This is a genomic window from Pseudomonas sp. Pse35, from assembly GCF_024519715.1.
Lineage (GTDB): Bacteria > Pseudomonadota > Gammaproteobacteria > Pseudomonadales > Pseudomonadaceae > Aquipseudomonas > Aquipseudomonas paracarnis.
The window spans coordinates 83,472-101,371 of sequence record NZ_JALJRP010000007.1; the positions used below are offsets into that span (position 1 = coordinate 83,472).

15 protein-coding genes are annotated in these 17,900 nt (G+C 59.2%); 1 reads left to right on the plus strand and 14 read right to left on the minus strand.

Annotation, left to right across the window (positions count from 1 at the left end; translation table 11 throughout):
- Positions 1–149: 149 nt before the first annotated feature.
- The 3 genes from OC445_RS08810 to OC445_RS08820 are packed head-to-tail and all read right to left on the minus strand — an operon-like array spanning position 150 to position 5,361.
- Positions 150–3,215: an efflux RND transporter permease subunit gene (locus OC445_RS08810; protein WP_032894148.1), complete on the minus strand. Its 3,066-nt coding sequence runs from the start codon at positions 3,213–3,215 to the stop codon at positions 150–152.
- Complete coding sequence (locus OC445_RS08815; protein ID WP_054920307.1) at positions 3,212–4,282, minus strand: efflux RND transporter periplasmic adaptor subunit; 1,071 nt, start codon at positions 4,280–4,282, stop codon at positions 3,212–3,214. Before OC445_RS08815 ends, OC445_RS08810 begins: the two co-directional genes overlap by 4 nt.
- A complete protein-coding gene (locus OC445_RS08820; RefSeq protein WP_034125475.1) occupies positions 4,279–5,361 on the minus strand; it encodes an efflux RND transporter periplasmic adaptor subunit in 1,083 nt (360 codons plus the stop codon). The genes OC445_RS08815 and OC445_RS08820 overlap by 4 nt, the downstream gene beginning before the upstream one ends.
- Positions 5,362–5,482: 121 nt before the next feature.
- Here OC445_RS08820 and OC445_RS08825 point away from each other — a divergent pair, with 121 nt between their 5' ends.
- The gene (locus OC445_RS08825; RefSeq protein WP_034125474.1) at positions 5,483–6,646 is read left to right on the plus strand and encodes an AAA family ATPase; all 1,164 of its coding nucleotides are present in this window, start codon (positions 5,483–5,485) and stop codon (positions 6,644–6,646) included.
- A 112-nt stretch (positions 6,647–6,758) separates the two neighbouring features.
- Here the strand turns inward: OC445_RS08825 and OC445_RS08830 are convergent, their stop codons facing one another.
- From OC445_RS08830 to OC445_RS08880, 11 genes are all read right to left on the minus strand, one after another.
- Entirely contained in the window at positions 6,759–7,607 is an 849-nt protein-coding gene (locus OC445_RS08830; RefSeq protein ID WP_089042051.1) for a transporter substrate-binding domain-containing protein, read from the minus strand.
- A complete protein-coding gene (locus tag OC445_RS08835; RefSeq protein WP_034125472.1) occupies positions 7,604–8,380 on the minus strand; it encodes an amino acid ABC transporter ATP-binding protein in 777 nt (258 codons plus the stop codon). Before OC445_RS08835 ends, OC445_RS08830 begins: the two co-directional genes overlap by 4 nt.
- Entirely contained in the window at positions 8,377–9,036 is a 660-nt protein-coding gene (locus OC445_RS08840) for an amino acid ABC transporter permease (RefSeq protein WP_034125471.1), read from the minus strand. Before OC445_RS08840 ends, OC445_RS08835 begins: the two co-directional genes overlap by 4 nt.
- On the minus strand, positions 9,017–9,682 hold the full coding sequence (locus OC445_RS08845) for an amino acid ABC transporter permease (RefSeq protein WP_003187615.1): 666 nt from the start codon (positions 9,680–9,682) through the stop codon (positions 9,017–9,019). Before OC445_RS08845 ends, OC445_RS08840 begins: the two co-directional genes overlap by 20 nt.
- 371 nt (positions 9,683–10,053) lie before the next feature.
- Positions 10,054–10,836: a MetQ/NlpA family ABC transporter substrate-binding protein gene (locus tag OC445_RS08850; RefSeq protein ID WP_262020061.1), complete on the minus strand. Its 783-nt coding sequence runs from the start codon at positions 10,834–10,836 to the stop codon at positions 10,054–10,056.
- A 106-nt stretch (positions 10,837–10,942) separates the two neighbouring features.
- Complete coding sequence (locus OC445_RS08855) at positions 10,943–11,869, minus strand: sigma 54-interacting transcriptional regulator (protein ID WP_262020062.1); 927 nt, start codon at positions 11,867–11,869, stop codon at positions 10,943–10,945.
- A 48-nt stretch (positions 11,870–11,917) separates the two neighbouring features.
- Entirely contained in the window at positions 11,918–12,499 is a 582-nt protein-coding gene (locus tag OC445_RS08860; RefSeq protein WP_034125468.1) for an alpha/beta hydrolase, read from the minus strand.
- A 192-nt stretch (positions 12,500–12,691) separates the two neighbouring features.
- Positions 12,692–15,622 carry a glycosyltransferase family 32 protein gene (locus tag OC445_RS08865; protein WP_198790435.1) on the minus strand — a complete coding sequence of 977 codons (2,931 nt, stop codon included), beginning with the start codon at positions 15,620–15,622 and terminating at the stop codon, positions 12,692–12,694.
- A 186-nt stretch (positions 15,623–15,808) separates the two neighbouring features.
- Entirely contained in the window at positions 15,809–16,210 is a 402-nt protein-coding gene (locus tag OC445_RS08870) for an ExbD/TolR family protein (protein ID WP_198790434.1), read from the minus strand.
- A gap of 1 nt (position 16,211) precedes the next feature.
- On the minus strand, positions 16,212–16,934 hold the full coding sequence (locus OC445_RS08875) for a MotA/TolQ/ExbB proton channel family protein (protein ID WP_262020071.1): 723 nt from the start codon (positions 16,932–16,934) through the stop codon (positions 16,212–16,214).
- A gap of 25 nt (positions 16,935–16,959) precedes the next feature.
- Positions 16,960–17,778, minus strand: coding sequence for an energy transducer TonB (locus OC445_RS08880; protein WP_262020063.1), 819 nt, complete (start codon positions 17,776–17,778; stop codon positions 16,960–16,962).
- Positions 17,779–17,900 lie beyond the last annotated feature (122 nt).

Consider the following 17,900-nt stretch of genomic DNA (forward strand, 5'->3'; position numbering starts at 1 on the left):
GGATTTTTCAGAAGCTTCACACAGCCTCAGTCAGTTAAGGCTCTTTTGTAGGAGCGAGCTTGCTCGCGAAAAACTCACAGGCGCCGCGTTTACTCAGGAAGCACGCGTTATCGTTGACGTTTTTCGCGAGCAAGCTCGCTCCTACAGAATTAATCCTGTTGTGGCTGATGTTCCTGTTTCGGCTCGCGAATCTTGTACCAGGCCACATACAGCGCCGGCAGAAACAGCAACGTCAGCAACGTCGCAATGATGATCCCGCCAATCATCGCGTAGGCCATCGGCCCCCAGAACACCTCTCGTGCAATCGGGATCATGCCCAGGCTCGCCGCCGCAGCCGTCAGCAGAATCGGTCGACGCCGGTGTTCGGTGGCTTCCACCACCGCATCCCACGGCGTGTAGCCGGCCTCTTCGTACTCGTGGATCTGTGTGACCAGAATCACCGAGTTGCGGATGATGATGCCGATCAGCGCCAGGATCCCCAGAATCGCCACGAAGCCCATGGGCGTGCCCGTGGGGATCAACGCCAGCACCACGCCGATCAGCCCCAGTGGCGCGACGCTGGCCACCAGGAACATCTTCTGCACGCTGTGCAACTGGATCATCAGGAAGGTGGCCATCAGGAACAGCATCAACGGCACCACCTTGGCGATAGGCCCCTGGGCCTTGCCGCTCTCCTCCACGGTACCGCCGGTGGCGACTTTATAGCCCACCGGCAAGCCTTCGCTGAATTTCTCGATGGTCGGCGCCAATTGCTTGACCAGGTCGGTCGGCTGCATCTCATCGCGCACCGCGGCCTTGATGGTAATCGTCGGCTTGCGGTCACGACGCCAGACCAGCGGCTGCTCCAGTTCGTAACGCACCGTAGCAAAGGCCAGCAATGGAATCGAGGTGCCGTTGGGCGTAACGATCTGCAGGTTCTGCAAGGTTTCCGGCGTACCGCGCTCGGCATCCTCGGCGCGGCCGACCACGTTGATCAGGTAGATATCGTCGTGCACCTGGGTCACCGCCGCGCCGCTGACCACGCTGTTCATCAACTGCGCCACGTCTTCCGACGAAAGCCCCAGTTGCCGCGCCTTGTCCTGGGCGATGTCGACGCGCAGCACTTTGCCCGGCTCGTTCCAGTCGTAGATGATCTCGCCCAGGTGGGTGTTCTGATCCAGCAAGGTCGCCAGTTCAATGGCGTGTTTGCGCACCTGGTCGATGTCTTTGCCGGACACGCGGTACTGGATCGGCCGCCCTACCGGCGGGCCCATTTCCAGCGGCTGCACGTAGCTGCCGATACCGACAAAATCATCGCGCAAGCGTTGTTGCAGGCGGGCGATCAGGGCGCCACGCTCTTCCAGGCCCTTGCTCACAATCACCAGTTGCGCGTAGTAGGGGTTTTCCAACTGCTGGTCCAGCGGCAGGTAGAAACGGATCGCGCCCTGGCCGATGTAGGTGCTCCACCGGGCGATGTCCGGGTCGTCCTTGATGATCGCTTCGAGGCGGTCAACGGCCTTGCGCGTCTCGTTGATCGAGGCGTTTTGCGGCAGGTTCAGGTCGACGAGAATTTCCGGACGGTCCGACGACGGGAAGAACTGGTTCTGCACAAATTGCATGGAAAACACCGAGGCCACGAACAGCGCCACGGTGATACCAATCGCCCACCAACGGTTGCGCATGGCCCACAGCATGCCGCCATTGAAGGCACGGCCAATGCGCCCCGGCTCGGCGTTGTGCGGTTTCACATTGGCGCTGAGGATATGCACGCCGATCACCGGCGCAAACAGCACCGCCACCACCCACGACACCAGCATCGCCACGGCAATCACCGCGAACAAGGTAAAGGTGTACTCGCCCGCCGAACTGGCGTTGAGGCCAATCGGCACGAAGCCGGCCACGGTCACCAGCGTGCCGGTGAGCATCGGGAAGGCCGTGGAGGTATAGGCGTATGTCGCCGCCTGTTCCTTGGTTTCGCCTTTTTCCAGGCGCGTGATCATCATCTCCACGGTGATCATCGCGTCATCCACCAGCAGGCCGAGGGCGATGATCAATGCGCCCAGCGACACGCGCTGCATGGTGATGCCGCTGTATTCCATGAACACGAACACCAGCGCCAGCACCAACGGAATCGAGCACGCCACCACCAACCCGGCGCGCATGCCGAGGCTGATAAAGCTCACCACCAACACGATGATCACCGCCTCGAACAACGCGCTGGTAAACCCGCCGACGGCTTCTTCCACCACTTCGGCCTGGTCGGACACCTTGTGCACGCCGACGCCCACCGGCAGGTCGGCGGTCAGCTCGTCCATGCGCCCGTGCAGGGCCTTGCCGAACGACTGGATATTGCCGCCCTTCTGCATGGCGATGGCCAAGCCAATCGCCGGTTTGCCGTTGAAGCGGAACATCGGCCGCGCCGGGTCCACATAGCCACGGCTGATGTCGGCAATATCCGCCAGCCGGTAGAAACGGTCATTGAGGCGCAGGTTGACGTTGGCCAGGTCTTTCTCCGAGGCGAACTGCCCGGAGGTGCGCACCGAAATCCGCTCCGGCCCAGCCTCGATCACCCCGGCCGGCGTTACCGCATTCTGCGATTGCAGGCTTTGCACGACCTGGCGCTGATCAATCCCCAGTGCCGCGAGTTTGCGCGTGGAGAAATTCAGGTAGATCACTTCGTCCTGCTGGCCGATCATTTCGACCTTGCCCAGCCCTGGTACCGAACGGATTTCGGCGCGCACCTGCTCCACGTAATCACGCAGCTGACGCATCGACAGGCCATCGCCGGTAAAGGCATACACCGAGCCGAACACGTCACCGAATTCATCGTTGAACGACGGCCCCTGCAAACCCTGGGGGAAGGTGCCGCGGATATCATCGATCTTCTTGCGAACCTGGTACCAGATCTCCGGGATGGCCTTGGCACTGGTGGTGTCCTTGAGGAACACGAACACCGTGGACTCGCCCGGCCGGGTGTAGCTTTTCACGTAGTCGAGGGAGTCGAGTTCCTCGAGTTTTTTCTCGATGCGGTCGGTGACCTGCTTGAGGGTTTCTTCCTGGGTCGCGCCCGGCCAGCGGGTCTGGATCACCATGGTCTTGATGGTGAACGACGGGTCTTCTTCACGGCCCAGGTTCATGTACGAGAACACGCCCATCAGCAGCGCGACGAACATGAGGTACCAGACGAAGGACTGATGCTTGAGGGCCCAGTCGGATAAGTTGAAGCTCCCTTTCATCGCGGGCTGTCCTCGTCGATTTTGACTTTTTGCCCAGGTTTCAGGCTGTTCACGCCGGCGGTGACAATGTGCTCGCCGGGTTTGACGCTGCCATTGAGCAAGGCGCTGTGAGCATCACGGCTGATAACCGTGACCTCGCGGGGTTGCACGGTCTGGCTCTGGGTGTCGAGCAGCCAGATACGGGTCTTGCCGTCGACTTCCTGCAAGGCGCTCAGGGGCAGTTCGATACGCGGGGCGATGGCGGTGCTCAAAGTCACGCTGATTGCCGTGCCCAGGCGGAACGCCGGCGGGGTTTCGGCCAGGCTCAGGCGTGCGCGACGGGTGCGCGTGGCACTTTGGGCCTGAGGCTCGATCTCACGCACCACGGCAGTGGTGTGCACGCTGGGGTCCAGTTGGCCGGCGACGAGGAACACCACATCGGCAGGCAAGCGTTCAGCCAGGCCGGCGGGCAGGTCGATCACCGCTTCCTTGATGTCCGGACGGGCCAGGGTCACCACTTGCTGGCCGGCGCTGACTACTTGGCCGGCCTCGGCATTCCAGGCGGTGACGATGCCGGCATGGTCGGTGCGCAGTTCTGCGTAGTTGAGCTGATCCTTGGCCTGGTTGACCGAAGCACGGGCCTGGTCGAGGGTCGCCTGGGTGGTTTTCAGGTCGGTCTGGGCCACATCCAGCTGGGCCTGGGCGCCGACGCCACGGTTGAACAGCTCCTGTTGCCGCCGAGCGTTGGCCTGGGCGTTGATGAACTGCGCCTGTACGCGCGCCAGGTCGCCCTGGGCAGCGCGCAATTGGTTCTGCTGGTCGGTGGGGTCAAGCACGGCGAGCAGGGCGCCCTTCTCCACTTCGGCGCCGACATCCACAGCGCGACGGGCGATGCGGCCCGGCACACGGAAACCCAGGTTGCTTTCATAGCGGGCCTGGATGGTGCCGGCGAAACGGCCCAGGTTTTCCTGGTCTTCAGCCTTCACTTCCATGGACAGCACCGGGCGTATGGGTTCGGGCGGCGCCTCTTCCTTGGAGCAGGCCATCAGCAACAGGCTGGCGGCGACAATGAGCGTCAATTGCTTCATGGCTGCGCTCCGGGTTGGGCGATCTCGACGACCATGCCGGGGTGCAGCAATTGCCCACCGGCTATCACGACTTTTTCACCGCCTTTGAGGCCCTCGCCGATGATCACTTTGCCGGTGAGGTAGCGCGCCACGGTGACCTTGTGCAACTGCGCCTTGCCTTCGCCGTCCACCAGCCACACGGCTGGCTCGTTGAGGTCTTTGGTCAGCGCTGACCAAGGCAGCTCGATGCTCGCCTTGGCCGGGCCATTGGCGGTGGCGCTGACCACCGACCCCAGTTCCATGCCCTTGGGCAGGCTTTGCAGGGCGATCTTCACTTGGACGGTGCCGGTATTGGCGGCCACGGCGGGCGTGACTTCGCGGACTTTGCCCACGGCCTTGATGCTCGGGTTGTCCAGCAGGCTCACCGTAATCGGCGCGTCGGGCGGCGGCTCCACCAGCAAGGACTCATACACGTTGAACACGGCGTCACGTTCGCCATCGCGGGCGAGGCTGAAGATCGGCACGGTGGCCTGTACCACTTGGCCGACTTCGGCCTGGCGCGCCGTGATGATCCCCGGGGCATCGGCAATCAGCGAGGTGTAGCCCAATTGTTCGCGGGCATTGGCCAACTGCGCCTGGGCGGCGGCCAGGGCACTTTGGCTGCTGCGCAGCGCGGCCTGGGCGGCGTCATATTCGCTGCGGCTGGTATAGCCTTTGGGCAGGAGTTTTTCCTGGCGCACAAAGGCGGCGGCGGTCTGCTTGACCCGTGCCTGTTCGGCCACGACCTGGGCCTGGGCCGAATCGACGTTGGTTTGCAGGTCCTTGGGGTCGAGCTTGGCCAGGACTTGCCTGGCTGTGACGCGGTCGCCCACGTCGACCATGCGCTGGATGATCTTGCCGCCCACGCGAAAGGACAGATCGGTTTGCACCCGCGCCTGGATATCACCGGTCAGCGTCACCGCCGCGGCGAAATCCGCCGACTGCACGGTTTGCACGAACACCCGTGAATGCTGCTTGGGCTCGGCTTTGTCCTGGCCACAGCCGCTGAGCAGCGCCAGGAGGCCAAGGCTGAAAATAAATGTCGAGGTGCGACCGCCCATGCAGGCTCCTTTTGCGTGATGCCGACGTTCAAGTGTGTATGCGACTGTGAGCTTAGATCAGGGTTCCTTATCTGCATGGAGGATCCCATACTCCAATGGTTCCCATGCTGACTAAATACACATGCTTAAAACCCTCGCGGTGGCCAATTACCGCTCGATCAACAAATTGGTGGTGCCCCTGGACCGGCTGAACCTGGTGACAGGGCCCAATGGCAGCGGCAAGTCCAACCTGTATCGCGCCCTGCGCCTGCTGGCCGAAACTGCCCAGGGTGGGGTGATCAATGCGCTGGCCCGCGAAGGCGGGCTGGATTCCACATTCTGGGCCGGGCCGGAAAACATCAGCCGGCGCATGCGCAATGGCGAAGTACCGGTGGAGGCCGTGGTCGCCCAAGGCGTCAAACGCTTGCGCCTGGGCTTTGCCGGGGAGGACTTCAGCTACGCCATCTCCCTGGGCATGCCCATCCCGGTTCCCGGCAGCGAGTTCAAACTGGACCCGGAGATTAAAAAGGAATGTATCTGGGCCGGCCCTCTCTATCGCCCGGCCAGCCTGCTGGTTCAGCGCTCGGGACCGATGGTACGCGCCCGTGATGGCCGCGCCTGGGACGTGCTGGCCCAACACACGCCCAACTATCACAGCCTGTTCGATCAGGTCGGCAGCCTGCGCGGTTCGCCGGAAGTGTTGCTGCTGCGCGAAAGCATCCGTGGCTGGCGCTTTTATGATCACTTTCGCAGCGATGTGGATGCGCCGGTACGCCAGCCGCAATTAGGCACGCGCACGCCGGTGCTGCATCACGACGGTCGGGATTTGGCGGCCGCGTTACAGACGATTCGCGAAGTGGGCGATGTCGAGGCGTTGCAGCACGCGGTCAGTGATGCCTTCCCCGGCGCACGGTTGCATATCGAACCGTTGCAGGGCGGACGCTTTGCCATTGAGTTCTATCAGGAAGGCTTACTGCGCCCGTTGTCGGCGGCGGAGCTGTCGGACGGCACCCTGCGTTACCTGCTGCTGATCGCAGCACTGCTGACCCCACGCCCGCCGACCATGATGGTGCTGAACGAGCCGGAGACCAGCCTGCATCCCGACCTGTTGCCGGCACTGGCGCGCTTGATTATCCAGGCGTCGAAGCAGTGCCAGGTGTGGGTGGTGAGCCATGCCAGCCGCTTGATTGCAGCGTTGCAGCAGGATGAGGGGTGTAACTCGATTGTGTTGGAGAAGGTGATGGGGGAAACGCGAATTGTAGGGCAGGGCATTTTGGATGCGCCGGCGTGGCATTGGCCGGAGTAGGAGCGAGCTTGCTCGCGAAAAACGTCAACGATAACGCAGCGCTATCTGCTAGCCCGCGTTGCCTGTGCGTTCTTCGCGAGCAAGCTCGCTCCTACAAGGACGGGGTGATCAATCAGCCCTGCCACTTACCGCCTTCGACAATCACACTCTCAGGCTTGGTGTCATCGCTCAGTTCTTTTCGCACATATTGGTCATAAAGCTTGAGCAGAAACTTCTCCTCCCCCAACTTCGCCAGCTCGGCATTCACCCAGTCGCGCAACTCGATATTGCCCTTCTTCACCGCCGGGGCAATCGGCGCTTCATCACCCAGCTTCTCTTCCAGCACGCGGAAACCCGGGTTCTGCTTGGCCCAGCTGAACAGCACCAGGTTGTCCTGGGCATAGGCATCACCACGGCCGGCCGACAGAGCTTGCAGCGACTCGGAGTTCTTCTCGAACTTGAGCAGCTTCCAGTCCGGATGGTTCTTGGTCAGCCAGATATCCGCCGTGGTGCCGGTGGTGACGATGGTCGTGCGGGTTGCCAGGTCATCCAGGCTTTTGACGGCGCTGTCATTCGGCACCAGAGCCTGCACCGCGACTTTCAGGTTGGGGTTGGTGAAGTCCACCGCGTCCTTGCGTTCAGGCGTCACGGTCATGTTGGCGAGGATCAGGTCGACTTTGTCGCTTTGCAGGAAGGGAATGCGGCTGGCCGGTTCCACGGCGACAAATTCCACCTTGTTTTCGTCGCCCAACAGGTCCTTGGCGAATTGACGGCCGATGTCGGTATCGAAGCCGACATAACGACCCGCTTCGTCCACAAAACCGAATGGCGGCTTGTCGGTAAACACGCCGACAATCAGCTTGTCCCGCGCTTTGATTTTGTCGATGTAGCTCACAGCCGCGGGTTTTACCGGCTCTTCGGCCTTTTTATCGCAGCCGGCCAGCAAGGCGACGGCAAACAGTGGCAGCAGTAACTTTTTCATATCAGCTCCAGTTCCTTGATCTTTTTGGGCAGTGTTGAAACAAAGGAGAACTTCTCCAGGAACTGCTGCGCGCGCGCGGTCTGCGGGTTCGTAAAGAATGCCTCGGGGGTGTTGTGTTCGAGGATGCGACCGGCCTCCATGAACACCACGCGGTCGGCGACGGCGCGGGCGAAGGCCATTTCGTGGGTAACGATCAGCAGGGTCATGCCATCGCGGGCCAGGTCCTGGATCACTTCCAGCACTTCCTTGACCATCTCCGGGTCGAGGGCCGCGGTGACTTCGTCAAACAGCATGACCTGGGGGTTCATGCACAACGAGCGGACGATGGCGATGCGTTGCTGCTGGCCGCCGGAAAGCTGGCGTGGGAAGGCGTCGCGCTTGTCGGCAAGGCCCACGCGCTCCAGCAATTTTTCCGCCTGCTCACGGGCCTCCCGGGGGTCGCGCTTTTGCACTTTGAGCGGGCCGAGCAGGATGTTGTCGAGCACGCTCATGTGCGGGAACAGGTGGTAGCTCTGGAACACCATGCCGATGTCCTGGCGTACCTGGCGCCAGTCGGTGGTTTTATCCAGCAGCTCCTTGCCGGCAAAGCGCAGACTGCCGCTGTGTGCCACTTCCAACCCGTTCAAACAACGCAGCAAGGTGCTTTTGCCACAGCCGCTGGGGCCGAGGATCACCACCACTTCGCCGCGTTGCACGCTCAGGTCGATACCCTTGAGCACCTGCGCCTCGCCGAAGAATTTGTTGAAACCCTGGAACTCGATCAATGCGCTCATGCTTGGGCCCAGCGCCGTTCCAGCACCTTGGAGGCGGCTGACAACGGGTAGCAGATAAAGAAGAAAAACAGGAACAGCGCACCGTAGATCAATACCGACTCATAGGTGCGCTCGATGATTTGCTGGCCGACCTTGATCACATCCACCACGCCGATCAGCACCGCCAGGGAGCTGGTCTTGATGATGCGCGTGTACACATTGATGGTCGGCGGCGTCATGCGCTTGAGGGCCTGGGGCAGCAGCACATAGCCGTACAACTGTGGGCCGGACAGGCCAATCGACAAGCCCGCTTCGCGCTGGCCACGGGGCAGCGAATGCAACGCGCCACGCACCACTTCGCCCACCTCGCTGGCGCCCCACAACGACAGCACCAGCACCGCGCACCAGAAACTGGGGATGCTCAGGCCGAAGAAGATCGGCACGCCAAAAAACAGCAGGTACAACCACACCAGTACCGGAATGGCGCGGAACAGTTCCAGGTAGACCCGCAGCACGCCGTTGATCGCTTTGTTATTCAAAGTGCGCAGCACGCCGTAGAGCACGCCGCCAACCGTACTGAAGGCGATGCTCAAAAACGAAATCGACAGGGTTTGCGCAGCGCCCTTGCCCAGTTGCGGCAACGACACCCAGAGCAACTCAAGACCCGAACTGGCCATGTTGGAGCCTCCTTTCCAGGCGGCTGAGCAACAGCGACAACGGCAAGAACAACAGCACGCAAATCAGCGTCAGCACAGCGAGCATTTCGTAGGTTTTGTAGTAGAGGGCGATGTAGCTCTTGGTGGTGTAGAGAATTTCCGGCACCGCCACGGCGGAAACCACCGTGGTTTCCTTGAGCAGAAAGATGAAATTGGCGAACAGCGCCGGCAGGCTGAGGATGCCGGCCTGGGGCAGGATCACATGGCGCAACAGCTGCCAATCGGACAGGCCAATGGACTTGCCCGACTCGATTTGCGCCAGCGGCACCGCTTCCACACCAGCGCGCAGCACCTCGGTGAGATAGGCGCCGCCCAGAAAGGTCATGGTGATGATCGCCGCCCAGAACCCGGAAATATTGAAACCCAGGGCCGGCAGCGCGAAGTAGACGAAGAACAGTTGGATCAACAGCGGCGTGTTACGCGCCAGCTCCACATAGAGCGCCACCAGGCGCGACAGGTAAGGCGTGCGAAACACCAGCAGCGCAGCGTTGATCAGCGCCACCAGCAAGGACGTGGCAATGGCGATCAGGCCGACTTGCAGCGTCACACCCACAGCCTTGAGAAACGCCGGCAGCGTGCTGAGGATAAAAGCGAAATCGAAGGTCATGTGCAGTCCATATCGCCGCATGGGTAATGCCGCGAGCGCAGTCCGTGCTGACGTGGATAACGTCAGCTAGCGCGAACTTTAAAGGTATAAAAATCAAAGTTTAAATACCTAGATAGCATATTCATATCACCAAAAAACTTACCTCTGTGGGAGGTGGCTTGCCTGTCGATCATTCCCACGCTCTGCGTGGGAATGCAGCCCAGGACGCTCTGCGTCCGCTCTAAAGTCGTGACGCAGAGCGTCACAGGAGACGTTCCCACGCGGAGCGTGGGAACGAGCAATCGCACAGTTTTGACTGTATTTCAGATAAAAAAACGCCGACGCTGTAGTAGCCGTCGGCGTTGAAACCTTGAAGGGGGTTTTGGCTTACATCAGAACGCTGGCACCACCGCGCCGTTGTACTTCTTCTCGATGAAAGCTTTGACTTCCGGGCTGGTCAGGGCCTTGGCCAACTTCTGGATAGCATCGCTGTCCTTGTTGTCCGGGCGGGCCACCAGGAAGTTTACGTAAGGTGATTTGGCGTCTTCGATGATCAACGCGTCCTTGGCCGGGTTCAGGCCAGCTTCCAGGGCGTAGTTGGTGTTGATCAGGTCGAGGTCAACCTGGTCCAGCACCCGTGGCAGCAGGGCCGATTCCAGCTCTTTGAACTTCAGGTTCTTCGGGTTGCTGGCGATGTCTTTCGGCGTGGCCAGGGCGTTGGTCGGGTCTTTGAGGGTGATCACACCGGCCTTTTGCAGCAGCAACAGGGCGCGGCCGCTGTTGGAGCCTTCGTTCGGAATCGCCACGGTGGCGCCATCTTTCAGATCTTCGATTTTCTTGATCTTTTTCGAGTAGCCGCCGAAGGGTTCAACGTGCACGCCCACCACGGTAATCAGATTGGTACCTTTACCCTTGTTGAAGTTTTCCAGGTACGGCAGGGTCTGGAAATAGTTGGCATCCAGGCGTTTCTCAGCGACTTGCACGTTTGGCTGTACGTAGTCGGTAAAGACTTTGATCTGCAGGTCCACACCTTCCTTGGCCAGGGTCGGCTTGATCAGCTCGAGGATTTCGGCGTGGGGAATCGGCGTAGCAGCCACCCCCAGTTTCTCGCTGGCCTGGGCAAAGCCAGCAGTCAGGGCAGCCGCCAGAGCGGTAAACAACAGAACCTTTTTCATGCAATGTCCTTCTAACGACCGTTTTTATGTGAGGTGCCAGCGAAGTGCTATCGCGGCGTGGAAAGGACAATACCTAGATTTTTTATTCCCGAACAATATCTTTTATTCACGTTGATATTCCATTTTGCTCATACAGAAATTTACGCACCGATTCCTGCTCGGCCGGGCTGGCGCTGGCCAAAATTCGTCGCACTTGCTCCAGCGGCGAACCCGCCGCTGGCAAGTTCAAATGCTCGGGCAAGATTTCATCGCCGCTGCTCACCAGCAAGGCAAAGTGAATGACGTTTTCCAGTTCGCGGGTATTACCCGGCCAAGTGTGGTGTTCCAGCACCTGCTGGGCGGCGTCGCTGATCAGTGGCACCGGCAGGTCCAGGCGCTGGCTGTAGATGCCGAGGAAATATTCGGCCAGGGACAAGATATCCCCCACCCGCTCGCGCAACGCCGGCAGGTCCAACCGGCCCTCACTCAAATAATGGAACAGACGCTCGTGAAACTTGCCCACGGCCACGGCCTGGGCCAGGTCGATACTGGTGGCGGCCACCAGGCGCACATCCACCGGGCTGGGCTGGTGGGCACCAACGCGGGTGACTTCGTGGTTTTCCAAAGCCGCGAGCAATTTCACCTGGATCGGCAGCGGCAAGTCGCCGATCTCATCCAGGTACAAGGTGCCGCCATTGGCCGAGCCGAACCAACCCGCCCGGCTGCTCGCCGCGCCACTGTGACTGCCGGCGGCATAGCCGAACAACTCGGCATCCGCATAGGTGGGGCTGATGGCGCCACAGTTGACCGAGACAAACAGGCCAGTACGGTCACTACCACGGTGGATGTGCCGCGCCAGCAACTCTTTACCGCTGCCGGTTTCTCCTCGAATCAATACGGGTAAGGCGCGCGGCGCAAGGCTTTCCAACTCTTCACGCAGTTGGCGTGAGCGTGGGTCGACGAACACCAGCGCCTTGGCGCGGATGCTCAACGGGCTTTTTTCAGCATCGGGAAAGGTCAGCAGCGGCTGGCCGAAGGTTTCACGCAGACTCATGGCAGGCTCCCGCCCCAATCCACTCAGGGACGGGGCGTTGAAAAAATATTAGGCGCTGCGCCGAGCGTGGTGCTCGAGGCGATGTTGCAGGCGATAGAGGTAAGCAAACCCTTGCTCCCAGCGCCGGTGGCCGGACTTCACATTGATATGCCCGGCGCCCGACAAGATGCCGGCTTCGGCGCCCCACTGACGCGCCAGTTCCAGAGCCCTGGGGGCGCTTACGGCACTGTCGTTGTCGGAGCTGACCACCTGGCTGGGAAATGGCAGCAGGTCAGTTGGAATAGGGGCGAAATTGCGCAGTGCAGGGGCACACGCAGGACGCTCGACATCCGCCGGTGCCACCAGCAATGCGCCGCGTACCTGCCGCAAGAAGTGCACGGGGGCAGTGGCGGCCCAGTGGGCCACGGTGATGCAACCCAGGCTATGAGCGATCAGGATGACCGGCGTGCTGTCGGCAGCGATGGCCTCGGCCAGTGCGGCGACCCAATCCTCGCGACGCGGCGTCAGCCAATCGGCCTGTTCCACCCGTGCGCTGTTGGGCAAGCTGTTTTGCCAATGGGTTTGCCAATGATCTTCTGGCGATCCTTGCCAGCCCGGCACGATCAGATAACGAATCGACTCGCTGTGCATGGGTGTGCCCTCCTGCAGCGTTTAACGTTGCTGGTCAGTATAGGGCGAGGCTCACACACCAATAAGGAATAAAAAAGAATTTATTAATAACCAAAAGGAATTTGCGCCCTTTTCAGAACTTGCTTTTACCAAGCCCTTCATTAAAACCGGCCATTGCGCCCCTGCCACCGCGGCGCAATGACCGAGCCAACCTCAGCGAGAATGATGCATAGAGTGTTCCGAGCCGATAGCAACTCCGAACTTATGGTTCATCGCCATATAATAATCACGCACTTGTGTAAGTTTTTCCGCATACGCTTGCGGAAGTAAAATACGCGCTTCCAACAGTTCCGTCAGTTCCTCAACTTCTGAAAAAAAACCATATTCTTTTTGCGCCAATACATCACCAAACATTCTCGGCCCAGTGATCTCGAAAATTTTCTTTACATACTCGTTATAAATTTGCCGCTCTGCGGCTGTCGAGTTTTCCTTCAGAAAGGGACGATTAGCGTTCAACCATTCTTCGTTTGCCTTGTATCGCTCATACGCCGTCTCCAGAATCTCGTCAAATACAGGGTTGTCTGGGTGGCTGGCAAAATTACTGGTGTTGAACCCATTGAAGTCCGCAGGTTCGTAAGTAACCGGCACGTTCATCAAGATGTCATTGGGCGTGGCTTTCAATGTGACCTCGCCCACATTAAAGGTCAGTGCATCATCCGTATCCAGATAGATGCCACCGTACTTTTTCATTAGCACCGCGCGCATGACGTCCGATGAGGCCGCTAAATTCTGCCCGCGCCCTGAACGGAAAAACTGATACATATCGCCGTATTGACCTGCATTCAGAGCCTGAAAACTTTCATCGGCCTTTAAATCATGTACTTCAAGCCCGCCCACTTTATGATCCAACGCTGAATGTATTTTCTGAAAAGTATCCGTGTCATTGGCATCGACGTGAACAATCGATTTATACCCGGGGCTTTTCCGGGAATTTTCAATAATATTATTGAGCAAATTTTCCGGCATTTCATTGCCGGCCCAAAAATAGTGGATCACTTTCGGCACGTCTGTAGCACCGGACGGCAGTACCGGCATTCTCGGTAGTTTCAGTACTTTGGTTGTCATCGAAGCAGGCGCATTTTTACTGGCCTCAATCGCTTCGGCTTGAGTGCCACCCAGCCACCGTCCTTGACCTTTACGCCAATAAAAGATGTCGTTCACCTGACCATTGGCTTGGAGCCCGCGCCAAAGACCCGCTTCGACGTCATACGTAACTTTGGTACCGTATTGACCGACATAAACCATATAGTCTTTCCCGATCATGCGCCTTACGTCATCCATGGGAACCCTGACCTCCTCAAGGATCACTGGAGGTGAGACGGGCCCCATCGGGTATCCGATATGCCCATTGACACGTTGTGGTGGCCTGAAGAATGGGCGCGCTTGTTCAGTCACTTGGGTGGGTGTGCGGGTTGCAGCATCAACCCCTGCTGCAACGCCACCGCCGGACACCCTCTCTGTCAGCGCTTTCGCCAGTGGTGCCCCCGCGTGAGTGGCCAACGGCGGTACGGCGTTCAACACGCCAAACACAATGCGGTCGGAAGCCGTTGCTTTTCCCTGGACGGCATCATCAATACCGATACCTGTCTGGGCAGCCCCGGCGGCCAGGAAGAAAACATCCAGCCCTATAGCGACTTCGGGCATCACCAGCGCCAGCGGCGTCATGAACATGGCGACCTTGGTAGCCTCTTCCACGACATGCAGCACCTGGTTCTTGGTGTAGTCCCCGTCACTGACAATCGCATTGTCGGCGTCCGAATAGGACCGTGCTTTTTGCCGAACCTTGACCGCTTCGAAAGGATCACCGTGCAACTGCTCAACAGCGATGAAACGATCCGGCACCCAACCGTTGAGGCTCGCAAGGAAAGCATTGCCTGATGCCTGCGCATCGGACCAGTTTCCCATCCCCTGCAGGGTCTGACGTACGCCGTCTGAAAACGTTCTGTCAGCTTGATCCTTGAGGGAAAAGTGCGTCAACAAGGACGCGCGCTTTACGGGGTCCGAGGCTTGCCCGGCCAGCCACGTTGTCATTTGCTGAGGATTATCGAAGCGATGTATTGGCGAGGAGTTGCCAGGGATGTAAAGCAACGTCAACTGGGTTTTCCGATCGGTCACACACATCAAGTCGGTCGACTCAAACCCATTGATGCTCAGCAGGCCGATGTCCAGATCCGGGTCCTTCACGGCAGGCCCTTCAAAATCCTGGACCGTCAGCTTGGACCAATCCTTTTGCGCAACAGGCCCCAACGCTCGCTGGGCGAGTGCCGTCTCGGCAGGGCCAAGGCTCCCTTCCAGGCGCTGCAGATTGATGGCTTTGACAAACGAGATTTTACTCAACGCCGTATAAGATTCGCTGTGCTTGTCCCAAAACCCATCAAGGGTCTTCTTATACAGTTGGGTCCGGTCTGTATCCCAGACTAATGCCTTGAAGTCATCCACCGGTATGGAAACGCGGGTGTCGGCGTTATAGGGGGCATCGCCCGGCGCACTGGGCTCCCGATAAATACCTTGTCGAGTGTTTGCTTCCTGCACCCAACCGTCAATCTGGTTGTAAATATATATCGCTGGCGAAAAGTACTTGCCAATTTTTACAAACCAGCTTTCATCACTCTTAATTGTTACATCTTGCCTGTTTTTCAATGCCGCTTGTGTCAGGGTGATTTTTTCTACCACCTCTTTTTCATCCTCACTGTCATCTTTAAATGTCACCAGATAGGTTTTATCCGGATCAACATCCACACCCCATTGCTGCTTTATCTTTGCAGATAAAAGAGTGGAAATTTCTTTTTCGGGCGTTACAAAGTCGGCGGTTTGCTTGCTGATATAAGATTCTAAACGAGCATTTTTTTTGAATGCCGAGTTGCTCCCGCCTCTTGGCGTAGGGCTTGCTTCAGCACCCTGCAGTAAACTCTGTTTTCTCTTATAGTCAGCCAGCGTGGGCAAAATACAGGCTGATGGATGTCTCAGGCCGGCCATACGATCGTTCGAAGATGCCATTACCGCAGGCTTTTCTTCAGGCTTTTCACCCTTTAAATGGGGATTAACGAACGTATTCACGACTTGGACAGGAACGCGTATAGACATGCAATTACTCCATTAATTAAATCACTCTATGCGCCGACCAGAATAAGCATGCAGCCGAAAATTGCACGCTCGGATACATGTAAATTCTTTTCCTGTGCAACATCTGTAAACATGCAATGCTTAGATAAAAAAAGGGCCGCACCCTGCCAAGGAAAGCGGCCCAAAAACTGTCGAGACTTTTTGAAACTAACGTGCAGTGATCACCGACAACTTGGTGATGCCCGCACGCTCAATCGACGCCATGGCTCGTGCCACTTCGCCGTAGTTCACTCCATCGTCAGCCTGCAGTTGCACCCGCACATCGGGGTCCTTGGCCTTCGCCGCCTGCAGGTTGAACTCCAGCAGATCCGACTGGATTTCGTCCTTGTTGATAAACAATTTGCCGGCGCCGTCAATGCTCACCACCAATGGATCCTTCTGCTCAACCGGTGCCACGGCCTGGGTCTTGGGCAGGTTGATCGGGATCGAGTTGGTCAACAGCGGCGCGGTGACGATAAACACCACCAGCAGCACCAGCATCACGTCCACCAGCGGCGTGACGTTGATCTCGCTCAGCACCTCATCACTGTCTTGCGTGGAGAAGGCCATGTCAGGACGCCTCCTTCACTTTCTGCGGGCTACCGGCGCCGGCCTTGGTCAGCGCCGGGTGCAGCAGCACGCGGAACGCGTTTTTCTGCGCCAGGCTGTAGAAGTCGTGGGCAAAGTCATCCAGGTCTGCCGCCGTCAGCTTCAGGCGGCGCAAAAAGTAGTTGTAGACCAGCACCGCAGGCACCGCGACGGCGATCCCCACGCCGGTCGCCACCAGTGCCGCGCCGATGGGCCCGGCCACGGTTTCCAGGCTGGCGGACCCGGCAGCACTGATCCCTTTCAGCGCTTCCATGATCCCCCACACGGTGCCAAACAGGCCGATAAACGGCGAGGTGCTGCCGATACTGGCGACTACAGCCAGACCGGTTTCCAGGGAGCGGCGCTCACGCACAATTTGCTGGCGCAGAGCGCGTTCGAGGCGGTCCTGGTGATTGATCGCCTGGCTCAAATCCGCAGCGTGGGGGGTATCGCCCACCTGGATCGCGGCATAGCCGGCCTGGGCTACACGGGCGGCGGCACCAGGCTGGGTTTCGGCGAGTTCGGCGGCCGAGTCGAGGCTCGATGCCGCCCAGAACTGTTTGTGAAACTTGCGATCCTGGGCCTTGAGGCGACCGAACTGCACGCCCTTGAGCAAGGCCAGGCCCCAGGTGGCGACCGAAAAGGCCACCAGCAGCCAGATCACCGTGCTTTCGATGGATTCAAGTGGAGATGCCAATGCCATGATGTTTTCCCTCTGCGCCGCTGAATAATTAATAAATCTTGAAATCGATGGGCACGCTCACCCATCCGTTCTGGGCCACATCGCCCTGCTTGGCAGGCACGAAACTCCAGCGCTTCACCGCCGCCAATGCCGCGTCATCCAACTGCTGGCGACCACTACTTTTTTGCACCTGGATCTCACCCGGTTTACCGCTGGCCAGCACCTGCACCCGCAGCAACACCGTGCCTTCCCAACCGCGACGCTGAGCCAGTGACGGGTATTCCGGCGCCGGGTTTTTCAGGTACGCGGCGTTGGCCGAAGCAGGCGTCACCGGCGCTGGCGCCGCAGGTGCGGGCGGTGCAGGTAGCGCTGGCGTCGGTGGTGCAGGTGGTTGCTCGACGGCCTTGGGGGCCGGCTTGGGCTCAGGTTTAGGCACGGGCTTGGGCTTGGGCTTGGGTTTCGCAATGGGTTTGGGCGGCGCCGGCTTGGCCGCCAACTCATCCACCAGCGGCGGCGGGGGCTCGACCACAGGCGGAGGCGGTGGTGGCGGTACAGGCGGTGGCGGCTCAACCACCGGCGGCGCCGGCTGGGAAAATTCGATGGTCATCGGTGGAATTTCCGGCGGCACAATCGGCAGCACCGGCGTGGGTTTCTGGCTCACCCAATAGATCACTGCACCGTGCAGCGCCAACACCAGCAACCCGAGCAAAACCCCTTCGCGGCGGCTGGAAAAACGCTTCGGGGTTTTCTGCAGGCGCAATTGACCCAACGGCGCGCGATGCGGCCGGCCAAGGTCGACCAACTCACCACTCGGTGCCTGACGCCACTGCGCCTCAGGTGCACTGGCGGCGGTCTGGACATTGCCCATTGATTCACTCCCTGCGGTTTTGAAAAACCGACGGGCCAGCGTGAAGGCCCGTCGAGGGCTGAATCATCGGTGCCAGACACTTATCTCTTAAAGTAATCTTTAAAGTTATAGATAGAACAAAA